Origin of the sequence: Corynebacterium lujinxingii, assembly GCF_014490555.1 — a bacterium.
Lineage (GTDB): Bacteria > Actinomycetota > Actinomycetes > Mycobacteriales > Mycobacteriaceae > Corynebacterium > Corynebacterium lujinxingii.
The window spans coordinates 932,633-957,526 of the sequence record NZ_CP061032.1 but is presented as its reverse complement, the minus strand read 5'-3'; the positions used below and the strand labels follow the sequence as shown (position 1 = coordinate 957,526).

17 protein-coding genes are annotated in these 24,894 nt (G+C 61.8%); 10 read left to right on the top strand and 7 right to left on the bottom strand.

The annotated features are described in order from the left end of the window. Positions 1–6: 6 nt before the first annotated feature. Genes IAU68_RS04775 through IAU68_RS04760 form a run of 4 tightly spaced genes read right to left on the bottom strand, consistent with a single transcriptional unit; the run spans position 7 to position 7,787 of the window. On the bottom strand, positions 7–2,679 hold the full coding sequence (locus tag IAU68_RS04775; protein WP_171193486.1) for an AAA family ATPase: 2,673 nt from the start codon (positions 2,677–2,679) through the stop codon (positions 7–9). Between the two features lie 2 nt (positions 2,680–2,681). After that, positions 2,682–3,830 carry a metallophosphoesterase family protein gene (locus IAU68_RS04770; protein ID WP_171193487.1) on the bottom strand — a complete coding sequence of 383 codons (1,149 nt, stop codon included), beginning with the start codon at positions 3,828–3,830 and terminating at the stop codon, positions 2,682–2,684. A gap of 58 nt (positions 3,831–3,888) precedes the next feature. Beyond that, positions 3,889–4,704: an SWIM zinc finger family protein gene (locus IAU68_RS04765; protein ID WP_171193488.1), complete on the bottom strand. Its 816-nt coding sequence runs from the start codon at positions 4,702–4,704 to the stop codon at positions 3,889–3,891. Then, positions 4,704–7,787 carry a DEAD/DEAH box helicase gene (locus tag IAU68_RS04760; RefSeq protein WP_171193489.1) on the bottom strand — a complete coding sequence of 1,028 codons (3,084 nt, stop codon included), beginning with the start codon at positions 7,785–7,787 and terminating at the stop codon, positions 4,704–4,706. Before IAU68_RS04760 ends, IAU68_RS04765 begins: the two co-directional genes overlap by 1 nt. A gap of 118 nt (positions 7,788–7,905) precedes the next feature. Between IAU68_RS04760 and putP the strand changes: the two genes are divergently transcribed. Genes putP through IAU68_RS04745 form a run of 3 tightly spaced genes read left to right on the top strand, consistent with a single transcriptional unit; the run spans position 7,906 to position 10,603 of the window. After that, positions 7,906–9,480 (top strand): sodium/proline symporter PutP, encoded by a 1,575-nt coding sequence (putP, locus tag IAU68_RS04755; protein ID WP_171193490.1) that lies wholly within the window; start codon positions 7,906–7,908, stop codon positions 9,478–9,480. A 6-nt stretch (positions 9,481–9,486) separates the two neighbouring features. Continuing rightward, positions 9,487–10,095, top strand: coding sequence for an HNH endonuclease family protein (locus tag IAU68_RS04750; protein WP_171193491.1), 609 nt, complete (start codon positions 9,487–9,489; stop codon positions 10,093–10,095). A gap of 16 nt (positions 10,096–10,111) precedes the next feature. Next, the gene (locus IAU68_RS04745) at positions 10,112–10,603 is read left to right on the top strand and encodes a DUF2269 domain-containing protein (RefSeq protein WP_171193492.1); all 492 of its coding nucleotides are present in this window, start codon (positions 10,112–10,114) and stop codon (positions 10,601–10,603) included. 190 nt (positions 10,604–10,793) lie between these two features. Here the strand turns inward: IAU68_RS04745 and IAU68_RS04740 are convergent, their stop codons facing one another. Both IAU68_RS04740 and IAU68_RS04735 read right to left on the bottom strand, forming a co-directional pair. Beyond that, a complete protein-coding gene (locus IAU68_RS04740) occupies positions 10,794–11,606 on the bottom strand; it encodes a chymotrypsin family serine protease (protein ID WP_171193493.1) in 813 nt (270 codons plus the stop codon). Between the two features lie 111 nt (positions 11,607–11,717). Next, complete coding sequence (locus IAU68_RS04735) at positions 11,718–13,805, bottom strand: DEAD/DEAH box helicase (protein WP_171193494.1); 2,088 nt, start codon at positions 13,803–13,805, stop codon at positions 11,718–11,720. 89 nt (positions 13,806–13,894) lie between these two features. Here IAU68_RS04735 and IAU68_RS04730 point away from each other — a divergent pair, with 89 nt between their 5' ends. From IAU68_RS04730 to IAU68_RS04700, 7 genes are all read left to right on the top strand, one after another. Then, positions 13,895–15,241 (top strand): CitMHS family transporter, encoded by a 1,347-nt coding sequence (locus IAU68_RS04730; RefSeq protein ID WP_171193495.1) that lies wholly within the window; start codon positions 13,895–13,897, stop codon positions 15,239–15,241. 13 nt (positions 15,242–15,254) lie between these two features. Continuing rightward, complete coding sequence (locus IAU68_RS04725; protein ID WP_171193496.1) at positions 15,255–15,794, top strand: hypothetical protein; 540 nt, start codon at positions 15,255–15,257, stop codon at positions 15,792–15,794. Positions 15,795–15,807: 13 nt separating this feature from the next. Beyond that, complete coding sequence (locus IAU68_RS04720; protein ID WP_171193497.1) at positions 15,808–16,791, top strand: hypothetical protein; 984 nt, start codon at positions 15,808–15,810, stop codon at positions 16,789–16,791. A gap of 408 nt (positions 16,792–17,199) precedes the next feature. Then, complete coding sequence (locus IAU68_RS04715) at positions 17,200–18,594, top strand: amino acid permease (RefSeq protein WP_202880182.1); 1,395 nt, start codon at positions 17,200–17,202, stop codon at positions 18,592–18,594. Between the two features lie 108 nt (positions 18,595–18,702). Next, positions 18,703–19,671, top strand: a complete 969-nt coding sequence (locus tag IAU68_RS04710; RefSeq protein ID WP_171193499.1) for an L-lactate dehydrogenase — start codon at positions 18,703–18,705, stop codon at positions 19,669–19,671. Positions 19,672–19,864: 193 nt separating this feature from the next. After that, positions 19,865–20,890, top strand: a complete 1,026-nt coding sequence (locus tag IAU68_RS04705) for a DNA cytosine methyltransferase (RefSeq protein WP_171193500.1) — start codon at positions 19,865–19,867, stop codon at positions 20,888–20,890. After that, positions 20,887–21,774: an NgoMIV family type II restriction endonuclease gene (locus tag IAU68_RS04700; RefSeq protein ID WP_171193501.1), complete on the top strand. Its 888-nt coding sequence runs from the start codon at positions 20,887–20,889 to the stop codon at positions 21,772–21,774. Before IAU68_RS04705 ends, IAU68_RS04700 begins: the two co-directional genes overlap by 4 nt. A gap of 163 nt (positions 21,775–21,937) precedes the next feature. Here the strand turns inward: IAU68_RS04700 and IAU68_RS04695 are convergent, their stop codons facing one another. Continuing rightward, entirely contained in the window at positions 21,938–24,748 is a 2,811-nt protein-coding gene (locus tag IAU68_RS04695; protein ID WP_407928722.1) for a TrlF family AAA-like ATPase, read from the bottom strand. Positions 24,749–24,894: the final 146 nt, after the last annotated feature.

The following is a 24,894-nucleotide window of genomic DNA, read 5'->3' as shown; positions in this document are numbered from 1 at the left end:
CTCATACTATCCGAGCCGGTCGGACGTGGTTTTTAGGTCGTCGATAGACAACGTTTCTGCGGCCGCGACACGGTCGAAGCGCTGCGGGAAACACGTTAGGACGAGCACCTGCGAATGCTTGCCCACCTGGCTAAACAATGAGTTCATGCGGGCAAGCCGCTCTGGGTCGGTCGCGCCGAGCGCATCGTCGACGACGACCGGGACCGGCGAACCCGCGCCGTCGCCGGACACAAGGTCCGCGATCGCGAAACGGGTAAGGATGGCGAGCTGCTCTTTCGTGCCGCCTGACAGTTCTTTCAGGGGCACTGTCACGCCGTCGACGGTGCGCTCGGTGATCGTGAGGTCGTCGCCGTAGTTGAAATCGACGCTCGGGCCGAACAGCACGCGGGCGCGCTCGCGTACTGCCGCATTGAACGGGGCGGCGTAGCGGGCACGGGCGGCGTCGCGGTGGCGCAACATCGTCTCGCGCAGGAGGCGCGCGGCCTCGGCGCGGCGGGTGGCGCGGGTGAGTTCTGTCTCCGCTGCGTCGAGTTTCGCCGCGGCGCGGTCGGCACGCTCGGCGGCGCCGGTCGCCAAATCGATGTACCCGGCAAGTTCGCGGATTCGATTTTCGGCGTCTACCTTGCGCTTCTCCAGGTTTTGCAGGCGTGTAGCGGCACCTTCCAGCAGTGACGCGGCAACGTCCGGATCCGCCTGGGCAAGCGCAGCGTCCAGTTCGGCGGCGGCGTCGGCTGCTTGGCGCTCGGTGTCGCGGGCTTGTGACGCGGTGTGCTCGAGTGTGTCGGCCGCGGCGGTCGCTTCGGCGCGGTCCAGTTCGGCGGCAGCACCTGCGGCTTCGGCCTCTTTCGCCTCGAGTTTGGTTTCGAGCACCGTCAGCGCGTGCGCCGCGGTTTTATTCGCGTACGGTTTCAGGTCTGCTTCGGCGGCATCGACGTCGCGCTCGGCGTCGCCCAGAGCCTTCTGCGCCTTTTTGAGCTCGTCGTCCGCGGCTGACTCGTCCAGATCCGCCTCCGGATTGAACTCGGGCGCGAGAGAGGCAAGCACCTCGGTGGACTCGTCGACCTGTGCGGAAAGTTTCGTGCGCTCGGCACGCAGTTCGTCGGCAGATGCGCCGGCAAGGGTGTCGTCGAGACGCTGGCGGGCAGCCTTGAGCTCCGCGGCGTGTTGCTTGGATACGTCGCGTGCTGCGCGGGCCTCGTCCACGGTGGCGCACCCGGTCGCGGCGAGCGCGTCGGCAACATCCTGCTGCGCCTTTTCCACGGCTTGCTGGGGGTCTTGGGTGCCCTGCGCGGCGCGGAACACCACGCCGAAGCCGCCGAGTTTCAGAGTACTGCCCTCGTGGACGGCAACGGTTTCGGTCCCGTCGACGCTGACCTCGTCACCATCGACGGTGATGGTTGCGTCGTCGGCGGTGATCTCCAGTTTTGCGGAAGCGGCGTCACGCAGACGGCGCTGCAGGGTCAGTTCGCTTTCGGCCTGCTCCAGCACGCGAACCTGGGTGTCGGTGACGTCGCGCTCGGGGGCGCTGTCAAGCAACTTTTTGTATTTCTGCTCCGCCGTTTGAATGCGCTCCAACTGCTCGCCGATCGTTGTGAGACGGCGCTTCGCACGGGCGAGGTCTCGGATGGCTTCGGCCTGTTTAACAGCGGTCCGGGCCTCGGCGAGCCTCTCTTTCGACTTGTCCACCACAGACACCAGACCCGCGATCTTCTCGTGTTCGTCGTCCCGCGCCTGCTGGGCCGGTTCGAGCTGCTCGCGCAACTGTTGTTCCTCCGCGCGGATGTGCGCGACGCGTTTGGTGAGCGCCGCGCGATCCGCCAGGTCCTGCTCTGCTCGCTCGCGGGCCACTTTCGCATGCGCGAGGCGCTCGGCGGCTGCCGCGGCCTTCTCGCGGACCTGGTTCGCTTCGGCGAACGTTTTCTCGCGGTCCCGGTGTTCCTCCTCCGCCTCCGGTAGTTCGCGGCCGATGGTCTCAATCTCGGCTTCGCGTCGCTCCACCTCGTCGACGTACTGGGCGAGGCGGGCAACGTCCGCTTCGTGCGACGCCGCTGCCTCGCGGGCCTCGTCGACGGCGGTGAACAGCGCGGCATAGGTCGACTTCTTCTTCGGCGGGGTCGCGTTAGTCCAATACTTCTCGTACTCCGCATCGATGGCGCGGGCGAGATCGGAATCCTCCTCGCCGGTATCGCCCTCCCCCGCCTCGGCGTCCAGGGCACGAGAGATCGACGGGATACCGGCTGCGGCCACCCCAGGATCCAACTCGCCTTGACGCAAAAACAGCGTTTGGGCGAGGGCGGTGTCCATGTGCTCGTCCAGGATGCGGATGAGTTCGTCGTCCGCCTCGCGGCCGGTGTAGTTCGCACGCACTGGGGCGTGCACGGTCAACTCTGCACGCTTTCCTTTCAGCCACCGTTTGCGCATGGTAAAGGTGGTCTCGCCCACGGTGGCGTGAAGTTCCACTTCGGGGGATGCGTCGCGCCCTGCCGGGGCGAGTGCCTTGACCTTCTTGCCGGCGCCGGTGTGGCGCTCGTTGAGCACGGCGTCCAGCGCGTCGAGGATGGTGGATTTGCCGGCCTCGTTGCGCCCGTGGACGACGATCACTCCGGTCTCCGGCAGGTCGCGCATCTCGAGGTGCTCGATGGCGCGGACATTGTCAATGGTCAGCGAGTGGATGCGCATGCTTAGTGGACCTCCTTGGACAGGCGGAACAGCAGGTTGACGGCATCGCCCGCGGTGGTGTCGGTGCCCGCCTGGTCCACTAGCTCACGCATGGCGTCCTTGGCGTAGCCGGTAAGCGGCAGGTTCTCCAGTTCCTCGGCGTCGGGTTCGAGATGCAGACTCATTAACCGGTCGCGTTCGTACAGCGCGGCGAAGACGGGCTCGAGGTCGTCCAGTTCCCGCTGCAGGGTGCGTGTCGCCTCCAGGCCAAGCGTGCCGGACAAGGCGTACTTGATCACCGTGCGGTCTTTATCCGGATACGCCTTGAGGTCCTCGATCACGGCGTCGACATCGTCGGCGTCCGCGACCTCCCAGAACATCGCCTCGAACGTCCAGGCACCGACGGGTACTTTGTCCACCTCGACCGACGAATTCAGTCGGTCCTTGTGCACCGTGACCACGAGCGCGTTGCCGGAGTCCGTCTCCCCGCCGGCGATTCCCGGGGTGCGGTCAAAGTAGTCGGTGGTCTCCGGCGAGCCAGAAAACCACACGCGCCCGGACGGCGACAGCGACTGGGTGGAGTGGGTATCACCAAGGGCGACGTAATCGATCACCCCGCGGGAGATAGCATCGTCCAAACCGGCGACGTCGATCAACGCGGCGGTGTCTTCCGTGCCGTACCCCACGGTCTGCCCGTGCCCGACGAGGATGCGCACGTTCTCCGTCGGTTCTAGGTCCCGGGTTGCTTTGGCGCACAGGTCCTCGGAAGCGCGTTTCGCCAGCAGCGGTGCGCCGACGACCTCTACACCATCACGGACCACAACTGGCTGGGAATCACCCAGCACTGTCACCCCGGCGATGTCCGCCGTGGAATTGAAAATGGAGTCCGCCACCAGCGGGTCGTGGTTGCCTGGCAGCAGATACACCGGAACCGGCAGCGCGCGCAGCACCTCGAGTGCGCGTCCGCGGGTTTCGCGCTCGAGGGAGTTGTGTTCGAACACGTCGCCTGCCACGACGATGAACTCGGCGCCGCGCTCGTCAGCAAGCGCACCGAGGCGTTTTACGGCTTGCAGCCGGGCGTCGTCGAAACGCGCCTGCGCCTCGGGCGACAAGAACTTGCGTGTCATGCCGATCTGCAGGTCGGAGGTGTGAATGAACGTTGTGCGCGTCATAGCAACAACTCCTACCATCCCGCCACGACGCGGGACACGCCGAATGCGAACATGCGTTCTATGGGCGGGTGAGTTCGTCGTAAAGATCCTCGATATCCGCCACCGCGCGCAACTGGTCGATGTTGGTAAACGACACCGTCTGCATCGCACGGTGGAGCAGATCAATGTTGGAATCCTCGATCATCGGCGCCACCTTCGGCCGCGGCAGCTCGGGCATCTCGTGACCCTGCCAAAAATAGGGCGAGCCCGGCGCCGAATTCTCCTTGGCCAGCGAGTGGGCCTCGCGGCGCTTGCGGTCCTCGAGGGCGCTGTAGGTGATGCCGCGCATGGTGAGGATGACGCTGGGGTCGGCGTCGATAAGCAATGCGGCGCGCTGGGCGACGGCGACAGAGTGTTTGCACACGACGGCCGGGTCCGGGCAGTCGCAGGTGAAGCGGACTTCGTCCGGGGTGGCGCACAACAGGATGTCCAGCACCGCGGAGCTCATTTGCCCGGCGCGTAGTTTTGCGATGGATCCGGCTTCGCGCACGAGCGCGTCCATGGCGTAGTTGATGTCGTCCGTGTCGCGGTACGGCAGGGTGATGTTGACGTTGAACGGCTCGTTCTGGCTGCCGATGACCTCGCCGGAGGCACCCCTGGGGCGCGGGCGGACATCGAGCACGTTGCCGCCGTTAGCGTAGGCGCGGCCGCGTTTTGCCCGGCCCACGTCGGTTTGGCGCAGCGCGGCGTTGAATAGGCGCATCGCGGGCGCGGACAGGGCGTTCGCGCTGTTCGGCGCCGGTTCCGCCTGGCCGGTTTCCTCCGCGGACGACACCCGGGTGCGGGCGCCGAAGTTGGCGTAGATGACGTTGTCTTCTTGCGGTCGCTTCCCCATCACTGCCCCTTGTAGCTGATCAGTTGTGCAAGGTCGTCGGTGTCGAGTTCGGTGATCCAGCCTTCGCCCTGGCCAACGACGGCGCCGGCGAGCTGGGTTTTGCCGTCGAGGATGTCCTGGATGGATTCCTCCATGGTGCCGCGGGTAATGATCTTGTACACCGTGACATTTTTGTCCTGTCCGATGCGGAAGGCGCGGTCGGTCGCCTGGTTTTCCACTGCGGGGTTCCACCAGCGGTCGAGGTGGATGACCATGGAGGCGGCGGTGAGGTTGAGTCCCGTGCCGCCGGCTTTCAGGCTTAAAATCATCGCACGCGGGCCGTCGAGCGCCTGGAAGCGCTCCACCATCTTGTCGCGGGCGGTTTTGCCCACCCCGCCGTGCAGGAACGGCACTTGCTCGCCGAGCCTGCTGGACAGATACGGCTGCAAGATGTCGCCGAACGCCTTGTACTGGGTGAAGATGAGCACGCGCTGGTCGGTCTCGATCGCCGTGTCCAGCAGCTCCATGAGTTTTGCCACCTTGCCGGAGCGGTGCTCGCCCTTGATCGCCACCGGGGAGCCGTCGCCCAGGTAGTGCGCGGGATGGTTGCAGATCTGCTTGATGCGCGTGATCGTCGACAGCACGAGCCCCTTGCGCGCGATACCTTTGCGGTTTTGCAGCTGCTCTTGCATCGTGTCCACCAGCGCCTTATACAGGGCCGCTTGCTCGGCCGTCATGTCCACGGCAATGACGTGCTCGGCCTTTTCAGGCAGGTCGCTGATGATCGCCGTATCCGTTTTCAGCCTGCGCAGGATGAACGGCGCGGTGAGTCGCTGCAGCTGCTCACTCATCTCCTCGGCCAGCGCGTCGCCGGCTCGCGACTCGATGACCTTGGCAAAGTGATTGCGGAAAAACTGCTGCGAGCCGAGCATCCCAGGGTTGACAAAATCGAGGATGCTGCGCAGTTCGGACAGTTTGTTCTCAATCGGGGTGCCGGTCAGCGCAATGCGGTGGCGCGCACGCAAGGCGCGGACGCTTTTCGACGACTGCGTGCCCGCATTCTTAATCGCCTGCGCCTCATCCAACACCACGTGGTCCCACTGCACCTTGGATAGATCCTTCACGTCCCGGGCCATGGTGCCGTAGGAGGTGATGACCACGTCGGCGCCGTCGGCGGCCTCGAACAGTTCGTCGCCTTTTAACCGCCCGGTGCCGTGGTGGACGCGCACGTTGAAGTGCGGCACGAAGCGGGCGGCCTCGCGCGCCCAGTTGCCCACCACGGACGTCGGCGCCACGACGAGCGTCGGCCCGGTCTTCACGCCGTTGGCCTCCTCCACTGCGAGCAAGGTGAGCAGTTGGAGGGTTTTGCCGAGGCCCATGTCGTCGGCAAGCACTGCCCCGAGGCTGTTGCGGGACATGAAGTAGAGCCAGTCCACGCCGCGGCGCTGGTATTCGCGCAGTTCGGCGTTGACGGTGTCGGGGATTGCCACACGCTCGGGTGCGGGGCGGTCCGTGCCGCCGACGAGCGAGGTAAACCACGGCGAGCCGGTGAACTCGATCGGGGCTTCCGCGCCTGCCTCGAGCGACAGTTGGCGCAGCTCGGCTGCGGTGACCACGCCCTCGCCGTCGGATTGCTTCGCGTGCTCGTATTCCTCGCGCGCTTTACGGGCTTTCTCGGCGAGTTCTTCCGCGTCCTCCGAACCGGCGGCCTCCGCAAGCCGTGCGCGGATCTCCGCGGCCTCGGCTTCGGCCTCGAGGTTCTTCAGCGTGCTGGCGTTGAGTTGCTCGAGGTACTTCTCCGATTTGGCAATCTGCTGCGTATCCGCCAGCACCCACTCGCCACGCAACTTGATCAGGCCCGATTTGGAGCGGGCGAGTTGCGCCATTTCCTCGTCGGTCAGTTCCACCCCGCCGACGGACATGCGCCAGTCGTACTTGACCAGGGTGTCAAAGCCCATGCGGGTCACGGTGGAGGAATCGTGGGGGTCCTCGTGCCGCGACAGTTTGAGCTTCGAGGTCGTCTCCGCAGTCGTCCACGCGCGCGGCAACATGACCGCGAACCCTTTGGCACGCAGCGCGGATGCACCCTTGGTGACAAACTGGACGATCTCGTCCGCGTTGAGCATCAGGTCCCAGTCGCCGTCGGAAAGGCCGTGCGCGCCGTGCTCGGAGGGATCCACCAGCGGGGTCGCCTCGATCGCCCCGCGCAACTGCGCACGCAAAGTCTCCGCCGTCGCGCCGTCGAAATCCGTCAGCCGCACCGGCCGCGGCGAGTCGGCCGCCGAGCGCACCTGCACACGCACCGGCCACTGCGGCTGGGCGGAACCTTCGTCCCCCTCCTCGGCATCGTCCGGCGACTCCGCGATGAACACCAACTGCAGGTTCACCGCCGTGATCGTGCCGTTCCAATCCCCCACCTGGCGCGCCAGGCTCGCCCCGCCGCGGCGCAGCGGTGAGCCGTAGAGCAGCGAGGTGACAAAGTCGTGCCGCGGGTACGGCCGCCCAGATGAATTCTCCGCCGAATCATGCAGCAACGTCGACGCGATCCAGTGGGTGAACGTGGTGGCGCAATCCTCGCTTAAATTCGGGTTGTTCGCGGTGAGCACACCGGGAGCCGCCGCGACCATCTCGGCGAGCCAGCCGCGCTCGTCCAACCCGGTACCCAACTGCCACTGCGCAAACCACTGGCCGTCGCGGTACGGCACGTGGATGGACACGCGCCCGGCGCGGATGTACTGGCGCAGGCCCGCGTACATGCGAAGCAGCCAGTACAGGTCTGGTGCGATCGAGCCACGCTGCGCAGGCGTTGCTGCCGGCGACGGCCCGTCGAGGTGGACGATGCTGTCTAAAAAACGCACGGCGTCGTCCGGCACGAACGCGGCGACCGGCGCGCGCAAGGTGACGTGCTTGCCCCGCGGGGTTTGCAGCAGGAGGTGTTCGCGGTGGCGGAAACGTGAATCGTCGAGAAGCGAATGCACGATCGGCGGGAATGTGCCGTCGGGCACTTGGCTGATGGTGACAATCCGGTGGCCTTCCACCTGCTCAGCCCAAATCACGAGGCCGGCGTCGGACAGCCAGAGCCCGTGGAGAAGGAATTTAGGCATAACCACCCTTATACCACCCATGCTAGACACAGCCCGGACACGATTTTTCGGATGCCCGGCAGCGCAAGCCACTCTTACGTTATGGTGTGGCGAACCTTACAAACAGATTGGAGGAACTATGTCAGAAGGTTTCTGGCTTGTCCTGGCGATAATCCTGTATTTCGGAGTCATGGTCGCCATCGGATTTTATTCGTGGCTGCAAACCCAAAAGTACGACGACTACGTACTCGGCGACCGCGGACTCAACCCGGTAGTCGCCGCCCTGTCTGCCGGCGCGTCCGACATGTCGGGCTGGCTGCTCATGGGCCTGCCCGGCGCGCTGTTCGTCTCCGGCTTAAGTGAGCTCTGGATTGTCTTCGGCCTGTTCATTGGCACGTGGGCGAACTGGAAGTTCGTCGCGCCCAGGCTGCGCGCCTACACCGAGGTGTCCAACAACTCGATCACGCTGCCGAGCTTCTTTGAAAACCGCACGCATGACCAGTCTCGCATCCTTCGCGTGACGTCCGCCGTGATCATCATTTTCTTCTTCACCTTCTACGTTTCCTCCGGCATGGTCTCCGGCGGCCGCTACTTCGAGTCCACCTTCGATGGTGACTACCTCACCGGCGTGCTCATCATCGGCTCCGTGACAGTGCTCTACACATTCATCGGCGGCTTCCTCGCTGTGAGCTACACCGACGTTGTCCAGGGCACGCTCATGTTCCTCGCACTTCTGATCGTCCCGATGCTGGCGCTGTTCGCGCTGAACGATCCGTCCGACATCCTCACCTGGCCCACTGAGCAGCCCTACGGCCCGTGGGAGAACGGCAACCCGGACTACTTCAACCTGGTCGCGGGCGTGTCCGCGGCGACGATTATCGGCAACCTCGCATGGGGCTTGGGTTACTTCGGCCAGCCGCACATTGTCACCCGCTTCATGGCGCTGCGCTCCCCGGCACAGGCGAAGACCGCCCGCCGCACCGGTACCATCTGGGTGTTCATCTGCTACGTCGGCGCCGTGCTCACCGCCATGGTCAGCACCGCCTACTTCGGCCAGAAATCGGCGTCCGTGACCGACCAGGAAGGCTTCGAAACCGTCTTCCTGGACCTCGCGCGCATCATGTTCCACCCGCTGATCGCCGGCATTGTGCTCACCGCGGTGCTCGCCGCGATCATGTCCACGATGTCCTCGCAGCTGCTGGTCACCTCCTCCGCGCTTATCGAGGACCTCTACCGCATCGTGAACAAGAACCCGAGCCAGACTTCCCTGCTCGTCCTGTCGCGCACCATGGTTGTGGTCATCGCCCTGATCGGCATGCTGATGGCGCTTAACCCGTCGGATACGATTCTCGGCCTGGTCGGCTTCGCGTGGGCCGGCTTCGGCTCCGCGTTCGGCCCGGTGGTCATCGCCTCGCTGTACTGGCGCAGGCTCACCTCGCAGGGCGCACTCGCCGGCATGATCGTCGGCGCAATCACCTCGTTCGTGTGGGGTTCGTTCTTCGGCGACATCATCTACGAGATGGTGCCGGGCGTCATCCTGGCAACGCTGGCGATGGTCCTCGTCTCCCTGGCGACCCGCCCGAAGGAAGGCGTCGAGGAAGAATTCGACGAGGCGATTGCCGCCACCGACTACGCCCTCGACCACCCTGAGGTCTCCTTCCCGGATGCGCTCGAAGCAGTCAAAGGGAACCGGACAGGCTCCGCTGCCGTCTAAGAAGGTATGCGCACATACCTCATTCTGCTGACCACGCTGACAATCGCGATCGTGCCGTTTCCCACGGCACGGTCGCGTTTTGTCGTTCCGACCATCCCCCAGCGCGCCACCGTGCTGGGCTACGACCGCACACTCTTCGGCCCTGGCTGGGCCACCGACGGCACCGGCTGCGACACCCGCGAACGCATCATCGCGCGCGATCTTGACGACGACCCCTGCTCCCGCCCCGAACATCCACCCACGCCACGCACCTCGCACGCGCTCGACCCCTACACCGGCGGCGCGCTTGCCCGGAACGACATCGAAGTCGACCACATCATCCCGGTCTCCGCCGCGTGGGATTTGGGCGCCCACAGATGGGACGCCGCCCAGCGCGCGAAGTTCTACAACGATCCGTTAAATCTCGTCGCGGTCTCCAGTGCGGCCAACCAGGAAAAGTCGGACAAGTTGCCGTCGGAATGGATGCCCGCGCGACGGCGCGCCCGATGCGCGTACGGGGAGCGGATGGTGGTCGTCGCTAAGCAATACGCCCTGCCGCTGCCCGAGCCGGACTTGCGCGCGATCAAACGGGCCTGTTCCGGCCTTTTGGGACTGTCTGCATATAGGCACCTGTGATGTAAAGTAGCGCCACATGACTACTTTCCTTGTTTTCCTCCACGTCACGGCCGCGATCTTGCTGCTCGGCCCGGTCGTCGTGGCGTCTTCTATGTTCCCGCGCCAGGCCGCTGAAGCCCGTCGTGGCGGCGAGGAAGCCATCGGCCGCGCAACGATCCTGCACCGCATCACCAAGACCTACGGCATGCTCTCCGCGCTCGTCCCGCTGCTCGGCGGCGTCGTCATGGCTGCCGACTGGGGCGCCTACAAGACCAACTTCTGGCTGCACACCGCCATCATCTTGTCCGTCATCGCGTGGGCGATCCTGCTCGCGATGGTCATCCCGCAGCAGCGCCGCATGCTGGGCACCATCGGTGCGCTGTCGCCAGCTGAGGCCGACCCGTCGGATGTGACCCCGGACTTTGAAAAGTCCAAGGCGAAGGCGAACGCCGGCGCCGGCATTTTCAACCTGCTCTGGGTCATCGTGCTCGTGCTGATGTTCCTGCCGAACCCGCAGGACATGTTCTAACCTCAAGAACACCAAAGACGCCCCGATCCGCGAACTGCGGGCCGGGGCGTTTTTCGTGTGTTACAGGAACTGCAGTGCGACCGGGTTACTTGGCAAAGCTCTGGTACAGGTTCCACAGCGCTGGGGGTTCAGCCTAGCCCGAGCCGTATACCCAAGCTCGAATATGTTCGAATCTTTCGAGTGGGGATGGTCACATGTAGCGCAACGCGGACGGTCCGCGGAACCCCAGGCTCCCAAACAGGCCGAACACCGCATCGAAGATCTTCCGCACCACCTCCGCAACGGGGCTGGTCAATCCGGGCAGGAACGCATTCTGGGCCCAAAGTCCGACCAACCGGACCTCCGGCACCGCTGGACCGTCATGAGGAACCACCCCGACGACAAAATTGACGTTGCGCACGCCCGGTAGCGGGTTCGACGTCCACGTACTGGAAATCACCCCCACGAACCCGCGACCCGGCACCCACAGCGGACCGCCGGAGTCGCCCGGGCGCGTCAGCGGGGCATTGACAAAGAAGGTGTTGTCCGCCGACCCGCCGAACTTCCCGCACGTCCGCCCACCGCGCGCGTGGGAGGTGCGCCCGAAGTAGCACACGGTCTCCCCCATCCGAATATCGTTCGGGTGCACCCACGCGTCGCCGGAAATTCGGTTGCCGCCGACACGTACACCCGGCGCCCACTGGATCGCCGCCCAGTCGTTACCTAAGCGGTTGTCGTAGGCCTTGGAGCGGTGCAGCGTGCCGACGACCCCACTTCGCACCCCATTCGCCCCCACCAGCTCCACGCGGGCACCGTCAGCGCCACAGTGCGCCGCGACAAAGCTGCGGTGGCGTGCCGGGTCGTTGTATCCAAGGGTGCAAATACCGGTCCCGTGCACCAGCACCGCGCCACCCTGCTCAGCAGTTCGGGTTTGCGCCGACACCGGCGCAGCGGTGATACCCGCCCCGGCAACCACAGCGATCAAAAACGCGGCGAAGAGAGACGAAAAGCGCTGGTAGTGCATAGCGTGAGAGCTTTCTTCAAACATGACGGCAAAGGCCGCCCCGGCGGAGCAATGTGAGTGCACACATTACCCGTTGCCAGGGCGGCCTTTGTCGCTTACGCGCCTGCAAATTTAGTCGCGGTATCCCCCGCGTCCGCGTCCGCCGCGGTCGTCGCGGTCACGGCCACGTCCACCGCGGTAGCCACCACGTCCGCGTCCGCCGTGGTCGTCGCGGTCACGGCCGCCGCGGTAGCCGCCTCGGCCGCCGCGTCCACCGCGATCGCGCGGCGGGGCACCGTGGTCGCGCTGAATGTTGATCAGCTGACCGGAGATGCGGGTGTCCTCCAGTCGGTCGAGCACCGCCTGGTCGAGGTTCTTCGGCAGCTCCACCAAGGTGAAGTCGCCACCGATGGTGATACGGCCGAAGTCCTTCGAGCTCAGACCACCCTCGTTCGCCAGCGCGCCGACGATCGCACCCGGGCGCACGTGCTGACGCTTGCCCACATCAAGACGGTAGGTGTCGAAGTTCTCGTTGTCGTTGTGGCGACGTCCACGACCGCGGTCGTCGCGGTCGAAGCGATCACGGCGGTCACGGCCACGGCGGTCGTCGCGGTCGAAACGGTCGCGACGGTCACGCTTGTCGCGCGGCGGCTCCTTCATCAGGAACTCGTCGCCGGCCAACGCCTGGGTGGCAAGCGCAGCAGCGATGTCGTCCATCGGCACGTTGTTCGTCGCCGAGTACTCGCGCACCATCGTCTTGAAGATCTGCAGGTCGCTGGCCTCGAGCGACTCGGTAATGGAGTCCATGAAGTTCGCCTTGCGCGACTCGTTGACCTCGTCGACAGTCGGCAGGTCCATCTCTTCGATCGTCGCGTTGGTCACGCGCTCGATGGAGCGCAGCATGCGGCGCTCGCGCGGGGTGACGAAGAGGATCGCCTCGCCGGAGCGGCCCGCGCGGCCGGTGCGGCCGATGCGGTGCACGTAGGACTCGGTGTCGTTCGGGATGTCGTAGTTGAGCACGTGCGAGATGCGCTCGACGTCCAGGCCGCGGGCGGCGACGTCGGTGGCCACGAGGATGTCCAGGCGGCCGTCGCGAAGCTGGTCGACGGTGCGCTCACGCTGTTGCTGGGCGATGTCGCCGTTGATGGCAGCGGCGGAGAAACCCCGGGCGCGCAGCTTCTCGGCGATTTCTTCCGTCTCGTTCTTCGTGCGGACGAACACGATCATCGCCTCGAACTCGGTCACCTCGAGGATACGGGTGATCGCGTCCAACTTGTTGCGGTGCGCCGTGAACAGGTAGCGCTGGCGAATGTTCGTGTTGGTGCGGGTCTCCGATTTAACGGTGACCTCTTCCGGGTTGTTCAGGTAGTCGCGCGAGATGCGGCGGATCGCGTTCGGCATCGTCGCGGAAAACAGTGCAACCTGCTTGTTCTCGGGCGTATCCTCGAGGATGCGCTCGACGTCTTCTTGGAAGCCCATGTTGAGCATCTCGTCCGCCTCGTCGAGCACGAGGAAGCGCAGGTTGGAGATGTCCAGCGAGCCCTTCTCCAGGTGGTCGATCACACGCCCCGGCGTGCCGACGATCACCTGTGCGCCACGACGCAACCCCGAGAGCTGGATGCCGTAGGCCTGGCCGCCGTAGATCGGCAGCACGTTCACACCGCCGAGGTGGTCGGCGAACGACTGGAAGGAGTCGGACACCTGCAGCGCGAGTTCGCGCGTCGGCGCGAGCACGAGCGCCTGGGGGTGGCGCTGCTTCGGGTCGATCTGGGACAGCACCGGCAGCGCGAACGCCGCTGTCTTGCCGGTACCCGTCTGCGCGAGGCCGACAACGTCGCGGCCTTCCATTAACAGCGGGATGGTCTGCGCCTGAATCGGCGAGGGCTGCTCAAAGCCGACGCGCTTGACGGCCTCGATCACCTTGTCCGGCAGGCCGAGGGTCTCGAAGCCGTTCTCTGGCTCCCCCTTAGCCTCCGGCTCCGCAGCCTCAGCAGCCTCAGCAGCTTCGGCCGGCTCGGTCACCTTTACCACGTCGTCTTCAACGTCAATGGCCGCGGCATCGTCCGCGGCGCCGGTGGTATCAGCAATCTCCGCATCCCTGGTGTCCTCTACTACGGCCTCAACGATTTCGGCCGCGACATCCTGCGGATTTTCCTGATTTTCCGACACATTCGTATCCGGCTTCTTCTCGCCGCCGGTGGCGTTTTCGGAAATGCTCATCGCCTGCCAACCCTACGGCATTAGCCCCATAATCTGCTATTTCAACGAAAACGCCAAAGACGCTCTCATCGCTGTCTTAGGATCCACACATGACTTCCCCTCTCGCGCTGACGTTGCTCGGGTTGGCCATCATCGTGGTCACGGTCGGGCTGCTGCTCAAAGGGAAGACCCATCCGATCGTCGCCATGACGCTCATCCCTATCATCGGCGCAGTGCTCACCGGCGCCGGGGTAGCGGAGATTTCGGATTTCTACCTCGACGGCCTCGACCGGGTGATGAAGGTCGTGGTGATGTTCATCTTCGCCATCATCTACTTCGGCATTCTCTCGGATGTCGGCCTATTCGAGCCGGTAATCAAGGGCCTGATCAAAACGACCCGGGGCAAGCCGCTGCTGGTCACACTCGGCACGGCGGCGATCGCAATCGTGGCGCACCTAGACGGCTCCGGCTCCACCACATTCCTGCTCACCATCCCCGCGCTGCTGCCGCTGTATGAGGCGATGCGGATGTCGCGCTACGTGCTGCTGACCCTGGTCGCACTGTCGGCATCGGTGATGAACATGCTGCCTTGGGGTGGCCCGGTCGGCCGTGCGAGTTCGGTCGTCGGTCCGTCGCCGAACGAGATCTGGGCGCACCTGCTTCCCGTCCAGGGCGTGGCGATTGTGCTGGTGTTTGCCGTTGCAGCGATCTTCGGCGTGATCGAACAGCGCCGCGCCGCACAGCACGCCGATGCACAGCTTGTCGACGTCAACGCCGTCGCCGAGGACTTCTCCCGCCACCAGCGCGAGGAGCGCGCAAAGTTGGAGTTCACCCAGCGCTCCGGTTCCTGGGTCACCTGGGTGAACACCCTGATCACGCTGGCGCTGATCGGCGTGCTGGTCGCAGGCCTCGCCTCGCCCGCGCCAGCGTTCCTCGTCGGCACGGCGCTGCTGCTCGTCGTCAACTTTGCCACCCTCGACGACCAGAGCGATGCGTTACGACGACACGCCCCCACCGCCTTGTCCATGGCCGGCGTCATCCTCGCCGCAGCGATGTTCCTCGGCGTTCTGGACGGCACGGGCATGCTCGAGCAGATCGCCCTGTCGCTCATCGCGGTGCTACCGGATTCGGTCGGCCCCTACATCCACGTCATCGTCGGCCTGCTCGGCGTGCCGCTGGATCTGGCGACCTCCACCGACGCGTACTACTTCTCTGTCCTGCCCATCGTCCAGCAGACCGCCGAGGCCTTCGGCGTCTCCGGCATGGGTGCTGCCTCCGCGATGATCGTCGGCAATGTGATCGGCACCTTCGTCAGCCCCTTCTCCCCCGCACTCTGGCTCGCACTGGGTCTCGCGCGTGCGGAGATGGGCAAGTACCTGCGCATCGCGTTCCCTATCTGCTGGGCGTTTTCCGTTGCGTTGGTGCTCGGTTCCTGGGCGGTGGGTGTCTTTGCTTAATAGAGTCGGCCCCATGAAAACCACCCGCGCAACGCTCGCCGCCACCGTCACCGCCGCACTCGCGCTCGCCGCCTGCTCTACGGAAGAGGAGTTCCTCGAAGAACCGGAGCAGGTGCTTGTCGACGACACCTCCGCACCCGTCGAACGCGACCCCGAGGACTTCACGATGAACGGCGAGCCCTCGGTCTACGCCGTGTCCTTCAACCGCGGCACAAAGTGCGCCTACTTTGACAAGGGCCCGGGCCGCGACGGCTACTTTGCCTGCGACCTCGACCTATCTGGCGAGATCCCGCCGCTGGATCACGACGCAGGAATCGACACCCCGACCGATTCCGTGCTCTGGGACGACGAGATCGGCTTCGCCACCACCCACGACACCGGCGGCGGCGAGATCGACCCGATCGGCGAAACGCTCGCGCCCGGCGAGCAGGTGACAATTTCCTCCTACACCTTCACCCACGACAAGGACGGCACCGTGCGCGGCGAGCGCGACGGCCACTGGTTCGAGGTCTCCCCGGACGGCCAATACGCCTCGGACCACTTTTCGCCGTAATACACTTGTGCGCATGCATATTTCCCGCGCACACCGCATTTTTACTCTGGCAGCCGCGAGCCTCATTGCTGCTGCAACCCTCACCGGTTGCGGCAACAGCTCCAATGACGCACTCGAGGAACCGACCTTCGATTCCTCGGCAGAGCCTTCCACGTCCGAGGAGGCACCCTCAGAAGAAGAGAAGACCTCAAAAGAAGAGAAGACCTCGGAGTCCAAGAAGGCGGCACAGGACGAGTACACAGATGTGGACCCGTCGAAGTTCGAGTACGGCATCGTCGGGCTGGACTCCGGTGTGCTTGGCTGCACGGTCCGTGCAGTCGAGGGTGAGACCCCGGTGTTCTGCCAGGTGAACTTCGCCGCCCCGCTGCCGCCGGTGGAGCACAACGGAGGCGCCCCGCAGATCGATGAGCCGAACGTCGCCTGGTACAAACCAGACCGTGGCGGCTTCATTACCGCATTCTCGCCCGGTTCCCAGGGCTACATGAACCCGCCGACGCCGCTGAACAGGGGCGAGCGAGTCACCATCGACGACGCAACGATTACCCACCTGCTCGACGGCGGCATCCGCGTCGAGTATGCGGACGACGCGTTCGAGGTCCACGACGGCGTCTACCACCGCCCGGGCAAGACGCAGAGCATCACGGAGGAAAACAGCGTGGCCAAGGGCGAGCAGTGCGGCACGTGGAACATGGCTGGAAAGGAGTTCGGCGTTTACGCGCTCGAGGACGGCACCACGTGCGACGTCGCGATGAACACGCTGGCTGGTTACTCCAACGCGGCGAAGAACGGCGAGCTGCAGGGGTCGGTCACCGCGTGGACTAACGAGAAAAGCGGATGGGGCTGCATCGGCCGCTACATCATCGACGGGATGGAAGACACCCCGTCGAACCGCAGGACTGCCTGCACGGACACTGACATGAGCGGCGATCCAGCAGTCGAAGGCTCCGGCGGCGTTGTCCTCCTCGATCCGTCCGAAGCAGGCCTGCTGCAAAACTAATTTCGCAATTTCTGCACACCCACCAAAACTTCGTGTTAGAGTCTTTCTCGTGATGAACCGCAACGCACTTTCCGCCACGGCCACCCCGGCCGTCGCTTTCGCGTTGCCGAATACTCAGCCGGCCCGCCTGCATCATCATCTGTAGCGCGGTGTCGGCCGACTTTTCGCCCCTGCGCTAACTGCCTCGCAGCACTAGCGCGGGGGCTTTTTCGTTAGCCAGGTATCTGTCGGACTTACGCCGCGCACCCGGAGACCCTCCCCCGCGGCGAGCCCTCTTTCGATGTGTGAACCGCCGGACGGTCAAACCGGGAAGACGCAGCCCAGCACGGGCACCTGTCATCACAATTTCCCTTTCGCTGCGACTCGATTCGCGCAAACCCACACGAAAGAGCACAGTTAATGTCCACCATGACTGCACCATCTGAGAAGCCAACTGGCACCACCCAACCGAAACGCCGCGGCCTGACGCACCGCCACATCCACTTCATCGCGCTGGGTTCCGCCATCGGCACCGGCCTGTTCTACGGCTCGGCCGGCGCCATTCAGGCGGCTGGCCCGTCGGTACTGCTGGTGTACCTGCTCGGCGGCGCCGTGGTCTACTTCATGCTCCGCGCGCTTGGCGAGATGTCCGTGCGCAACCCCATGCGCGGGTCCTTCGCGGTGTACTGCCGCAAGTACCTCGGCGGCTGGGGCGGCTACATCACAGGCTGGATGTTCGCCTTCGAAATGATGATCGTCTGTCTGGCCGACCTGACAGCCATAGGCATCTATATGAAGTTCTGGTTCCCCGACACAGCCGCCTGGGTCTGGATCGCCGTAACACTGTTGATCATCGGCGCGGCAAACCTGGCCACCGTGCGCTGGTTCGGCGAGCTGGAATTCGTCTTCACCATCATCAAGGTCACCGCCGTGGTCGCAATGATCTTGGGCGGCGCGGCCATCCTGGTGTTCAACCTGGGCCAGCAGCCGGAGATGACCGGCATTAGCAACCTGTGGAACGACGGCGGCTTCTTCCCCAACGGCGTTGAGGGCATGATTGCCTCGTTCATCCTGGTGCTGTTCGCGTTCGGAGGCACGGAGATCATCGGCGTCGCCGGCGCCGAGGCCGAGGATCCGGAGCGCTCCATCCCGCAGGCGGTTAACACCGTCCCGGCGCGCATCTTGCTGTTCTACGTGCTGGCGATCTCGATCATTCTGATCCTCAACCCGTGGCGCACGATCACGGGTGAAGAGTCCCCGTTCGTCCAGATCTTCAACACCCTCGGCGTGAACTGGGCCGCCGGCCTGCTGAACTTCGTGGTCATCACCGCGGCGCTGTCCGCGATTAACGCCGACCTGTTCGGCACCGGCCGTGTTCTCACCGGCCTGGCCAAGGAGGGCCTCGCGCCGAAGAAGATGGCCAAGACGTACCGCGACGTGCCAGTGATGACCATCGTCTCCCTGCTCGCTGTCCTGGTCATCGGTGTATTCATCAACGCGAAGTACCCGGACGTGTTCGAGACCATCGCAGCCCTGGCAACCTTTGCCACCGTCTTCGTCTGGCTGATGATCCTGCTCGCCCAGGTGGCCATGCGCAAGCAAATGACCCCCGAGGAGCAAAACGCGCTGAAGTTCGCGGTGCCGTTCTGGCCGTACGGTCAGTGGTTCGCCATCGCGTTCATCCTGTGCACCTTCGGCATCATGGCCTGGTTGCCGGACTTCCGCCTCGCGCTCGGTATCGGTGTGGCGTTCACCGTGATCATGACGTTGCTCTACTTCACCACCCGCCGCGACAAGGCAATCGAGGTCGCCGAGTCCGCCTAAGAGCGTTTGCTTGACGACGACCCCCTGCCCCCGCCCGGCCACCGGACGGGGGCAAAATCTTTTGAGATCACACAGCGCGATCCGCGCAAACGTGCAACAATAGGTGATATGAATTCACAGCATGTGACCCCAGGATCGAAAGTTGTTCTCATCGGCGCCGGCGCAGTCGGCATCGCGTACGCATACGCCATCTTGAACCAGGGCCTGACCGAGCACCTGGCCATCATCGACCTCAACGAGGACCTCGCATGGGCGCAGGTTGAAGACCTCAACCACTCCATCCCGTTCTCCGGCCAGCACGCCAAGGTAACGCTCGGCACCTACGAGGACTGCAAGGACGCAGCGCTCGTCGTCAACTGCGCAGGTGTCGCCCAGCGCGACGGCGAAACCCGCCTGGACCTCGTCGCACGCAACGTCAAGATCTTCGAGTCCATCAACAAGGACGTCATGGCCTCCGGCTTCAACGGCATCTACCTCGTTGCCACGAACCCGGTCGACGTGCTCACCTACGTCACCTGGAAGCAGACCGGCCTGCCGTCGAACCAGGTGCTCGGCTCCGGCACGGTGCTCGACTCCGCACGCTGGCGCCACAACCTGGCGCAGCACTTCGACATCGCCCCGTCGGATATCGAGTCCTACATCATCGGCGAGCACGGCGACACCGAACTTCCGGTGATCTCCACTGCCAACGTCAGCGGAGTCCCACTGCCGCACCTGCTCGGTGAAGAAGAAAAGTCCAACCCGGAGATCCACAAGCAGATCGACGAGATGTTCGTGCGCACCCGCGACGCCGCCTACGACATCATCAAGCGCAAGGGCAACACCTCCTTCGGCATCGGTTCCGCGCTCGCACGCATCACCCGCGCGCTGTTCCGCAACGAAAACGTCGCCCTACCGGTCTCCGCGCTTCTCGAGGGCCAGTACGGCCTCGACGACCTCTACATCGGCACCCCGGCCGTGCTGAACCGCAACGGCGTGCGCAACGTCGTTGAACTGCAGCTCGACGAAGACGAGAACTCCAAGTTCCAGCATTCCGCCAAGGTCCTGCGCGAGGTTATCGACTCGACTGAGATCTAAGCACTCGCTTAACGACGAAGGGCCGCGGTTTACCGCGGCCCTTCACCTATGCACCAAAGATCAGCTAGAAGTTTTAACGAAAATATTTTCGATCCATACGTTCCATTGTCTTCTACCTCGTCTAACTTCTTTATCGTCCACAAAAAATGAGGATGTTTCTTTAAACCACTTCTACCCCATAGACTGATGCCTAATGAACACTCCGTTTTCTTCTGTAGAGATTTGCGCCGGCGCAGGTGGCCAGGCGCTCGGGCTTGAAGAAGCAGGTTTCAACCTTCGTGCTGCGGTGGAACTTGATCCGCATGCAGCGGCAACGCTCCGAGCAAACCGGCCATCCTGGAACGTGATCGAGGGTGACGTACTCAATTTCGATATCACCCCTTATTCCAAGGATTTAGACCTACTTGCCGGAGGAGTCCCATGTCCTCCGTTTTCCATCGCCGGTAAACAGCTTGGACGAGATGATGAGCGCGACCTGTTCCCTCGTGCGCTAGAACTGACACGGACCGCGAACCCCAAAGCCGTGATGCTGGAGAATGTCCGGGGTTTGTCTCAACCAAGATTCGCCGCCTACCGCCGTGAGCTAATTAACGAATTTGAGGCGTTGGGATACCAGGTCTTCTGGGAGCTAATTACTTCCGCTGATTACGGTTTGCCGCAATTGCGCCCCCGTTTCATTTTGGTGGCCTTAAAAGAAGAATACGCAGACTTTTTCGATTGGCCAGAACCTGCCGACCACGTATCTACGGTTGGCGAGGCCCTCTACGATTTGATGGCCGCCAATGGTTGGCCCGGGGCTGAGAAGTGGGCTGCAAATGCACAAGGCATTGGACCGACCCTAGTTGGGGGTAGCAAGAAACATGGTGGCCCGGATGTAGGGCCAAGTCGCGCGCGGGAAGCATGGGCAAAACTTGGCGTTAAGGGATCCTCCATTGCCGAAGACGCACCGGGCCCTGAGTTCCCGACCGACCCTGCGATTGAGATGCCCCGATTAACAGTCAAGATGGGAGGGGTCTTGCAGGGATTCCCGGCAGATTGGAAGTGGCAAGGTGGAAAGACCGCAGCCTGGAAACAAGTGGGTAATGCTTTTCCTCCACCAGTCGCAGCTGCCGTCGGACGTTCCATTCTAGCCGCATTAAACAAGCTGCCGTTGGCGCCCTCCAATTTCGCCGCCCAACCACAGCGACCAGATTCAACCTTGTTAGAGGTCCGCCCATGACTGAGAATGCCCACTCGGATAAGTCAATTATTACGGCTAACAGGGAGCTGTTTCACCAGAAACTTGTTCTTCAAGGCATTGTGTCTATTTCGCCTGCAGGAGTTGCCTCCAATGCAGACAGCAATAGCAATGCAAGTAAGAAAATCGCTTTGCATATGGCGCGATCGTTGGGCGCCGAAACCAAGGCGAAGATGAAGGGACAGTCATCGGGCTCGCTCTTCGAGGAAGCAGTCGCATCTTTTATTAGAGGAACGTTCCCTCTTCTTCAATCGGTTCGTCCGGGTGATTGGAAAGCTGAAGCTGTCGGCAGCTCGCGGCGCGGTGGACATGTAGAAAACTACGAACCTTATTGTCATCTCGCTGACCTAGCCCAAGCAGTTGGTGAAACGCCGGAGTTAGCCGCTGCACTTGGCAACTCGTACACCATCAGCCCGGATATTCTGGTTACCCGAACCGCGATTGACGATGACGCTTTGAACCGCGAGCACGCGATGGTCGATTCCCTCTCAGGCCTCGCCTCCCCATTCAGGGCGGCAAACTCTGACAAGCCGGTCGAAATCCTTCATGCAGTAATCAGCTGCAAATTAACCATGCGTAGCGACCGGGCACAAAATACGCGCGCGGAAGCACTCAACTTGATTCGAAACCGTAAGGGACGGTCACCGCACATCATCGCGGTCACTGCTGAGCCAATGCTTTCGAGAATTTCCTCACTGGCATTGGGAACCGGCGATATCGATATGGTCTACCATGCAGCACTCCCAGAACTCAGGGCTGCAGTAGCAGCCGAAGGTTCAGAGGAAGCCAATGAACTCCTGAAAATGCTGACCAGCGGCAACCGCCTTCGCGACATCTCGGATTTACCGCTGGATCTTATCGGCTGACGGAGAGCCTAATATCGCTAGCCTTTAGACACCCCATCTGTGTTCATGCTGAGCAATGATAGATTCCGTATGGAGTCGATTCGACGCTCCCTACCGCGGCGTCGAATCAATAAACTCCTACTTAGTTGCGCGCAATGCGAGACCATCCAGAATGTGCATCTTTTTAGACAGCCGGTAGCTGATACCGCTGCTGGCGCTTACGAAAGGCTTCTTCGCCACCATCCAGGATTTCCACAACGTGATCGCGAGTACTCAATCGATCCAGCTCAAACCCTGTACTGCCGACGTTCTCGATTGACTCGAGGGGTCCGGAAGCGTAATCAAACACCCTATCATCTTCATTTGGCCGGTCGACCCCGTGTCGATTAGCTACGATGACCAATTCCGCATCCGCCCCGACGACCAAATTCGCATTGTGGGTCACCATTAAGATTTGACGCCGTTGCTTCTGCCGACGCAAGAATTGGACTACCGATTCATAGATCGATTTGCTGTCGAGATCGTCTTCCGGTTGATCGATCAAAAGGGGCCAGTCTTCACCCACGTCACTCAAAATGAGGGTGAGTGCGAACAATGCTTGCTTGCCTGGAGTCATCGTCGAGGAACCGAAGCCTCCGATAGTGTCTCCATCCATTTCAGCAGCAAATCGGATTTCCGGCCTAGCAGAAAGAATCATACGGGCCAGCGACTCAGGTTCGTATTCCTTTTTGACCTTGAGGCTTCCCGTCGAAACTTCATGCAGGAAGGTAGCAACATTGGCCTGCGCTGACCGAATATCCAGGCATCGATCTTCCGTGATGAAATCGGACTTGCTCCGCGCGTTAAATCCTGCCGAACACTTATTAACTTGATCGGGTGAGAAGGATATCTCCACCTTAAAAATCAGCCCATCTGCGAACGGTATTACTCCGGAATTAAACTCCTTCTCAAGAAGCGATTCCTTGGCACTGCGCTCGTCGATTTTCGCATCGATTTCACGCTCAAGCGAACGCATCTCTTCTGTTAAATCTGCGACTCTTCGAGCCTTATTTTCCAGATTATCAAGGTCTAGTTCAATCTTTGAGATTCGCTTCTGAAGATCCACCAACGCTGCATTCTTTTCAAACCTCTCGAAAAGATCCTTATTATCACGCTGGACCCGAGCTACTTCTTCGTTGCTGCTTGCGAGCGTGGATTCCGTGCTTTCCGCCAAAGCATCCATCTTCATCCGGAATTCGCTATTGAGTTCACGCTGTTTTTCCGCTCGCCAATCTTCGATCTCTTCGAGCTGGTCGGCCGAAAGCTCCGCGCGCATGGTTCCGATTCCAAGGCTTACTCCTACTAAGTCATCAGTTTGGGAACCCGTTCCCGTATTAGCAGTACTTGTGAGACACTCCCGAATCGACGCTGCACGCGACTTGAGATTTTCTATCGATATGCGTTTCCGGCCAAGCGTCTCTTTCACCGCCGCTACATGCTCTAGCTCTTTATCATTCAAGTTTGCGGAAACAGACATTGCAGCCATATCTGACTTGAGCTTCTCATGTTGCGCCCGCAGGGCATCACGATCTGCGAAATCTCCTAGCTCCTTTTGGCTAGTGCCGAGTTCTTGCGATTTCTGAAACCACAGTTGAACCAGTTCTTCAATCAGCCGCGATATGGAGTCTCGTTCCTCCACCCTGGAATCGAATGTTTTCATTAATTCTTCGTTCGCAGACCGCACGGCAGGACGGATTCGTTTGGTCACCTCATCAGCGTTGTCGCTTAAACTATTTAAGAAGTTTTGCGGAACGTACACGATGTTTCCCTGGCCGCTGTTGTCATCCCGCCAGTTGACCTTGCACAGCTGACTGTTATTGGTTTCCCACACGAAGCCTGCTGCCGGCCCGGGTTTATCCATTCCTGCCAGCTTCTGCTGTGCCTCCGTCTCGTCCGGGCGCACACTGTGTGCAATATGCGCAAGTAAGGATGACTTCCCCGAAGAACGACTACCGATAATTGCGTTCAGGTTGGGGTTAAGGTTGATTTTATCGGGAAACAGTTCTGGACTCGAGAACTCGATGGACTCAATGATCAGGTAGTCGTTTTTAGCATCCGGGATAGTGGGCTGAATCCGGACTCTGTCAGCAGGCTCGGCAAGTGTCTGCCGAAACCCCTCCCAAGTCGGTTCTGCTTTGACCCACGTAGTCTCCCATCTGCGATCATCATCCTCACCGTTTTTGCCCAGCATCTTTTCTAGTCCTTCGAAAGAATGCGCATCCGAGCCGTAAAATGTTGGGTGAGGTTTTATGTTCCTTCCAGTGCCTTCACCTCGTGAAGTATCCAGCCAATGCGGTGCATTGGTGGAATTACTAAAAATAACGTGACCATGCAGGTCGTAATTATCAATCAGTTGCCCCTTCCGATCGTTGAAGTCACCGGGAGACAGGCCATCCTTGTTGCCTGAAAAGGCGATCATCACTTTCGAGTCATATTCGCCAGTCTTCACGTCATCGAGAGTTTCTTGAATCGCGTGCAGACATTGCTCGAAGTTGACGGTTACGCCCTTCAACACTTTTTCCGAGGAGTTCTTATGCTCTGATAAGAGCTTGCTTCGCGTCCCTTCTCCACTTTGAGAGGAAGTCGGGATGTGAGAAAGCAGCAAATCGACAGTTTCTTGTGTTATGTCCGGAGGGAAAATTAAATGGGCATTGATGTTCGAATCGGAGTGGTGTACAGCAACATCAAGCCGCAGTTCAAGATTAGGGAAGAAGACTTTGTTTGAATCGGGATAAAGTTTTTCAAAATGCCTCTTGAACTCGAAAAACGAGTCCAAGCTGAAGTAATCAGTAATACCAAACACTTCCACATCGGATTCTTGCAGGATCTTGCAGAACCGATCCCAGTCCGTGTGGCCGTTTACCTTATCGAATTGGTTATTCATTCGAGTATTCGGAACATGTACATGCAAATCCCATTTCCGCCAAACTGCCCCTACACTTGACGCACGAGCCACTCTCACAATGCCTTTCTCCTCCGTTTAAAGATTTGGATTTAGTTTAGAACGCATCATCAAAATTCGACGAGAGTTGTGGCCTGTCACCTAAGACAACTTCGCAAAACTTCATTTCGCAGCCAACGCCGATCTCACCGCGCAAGCCT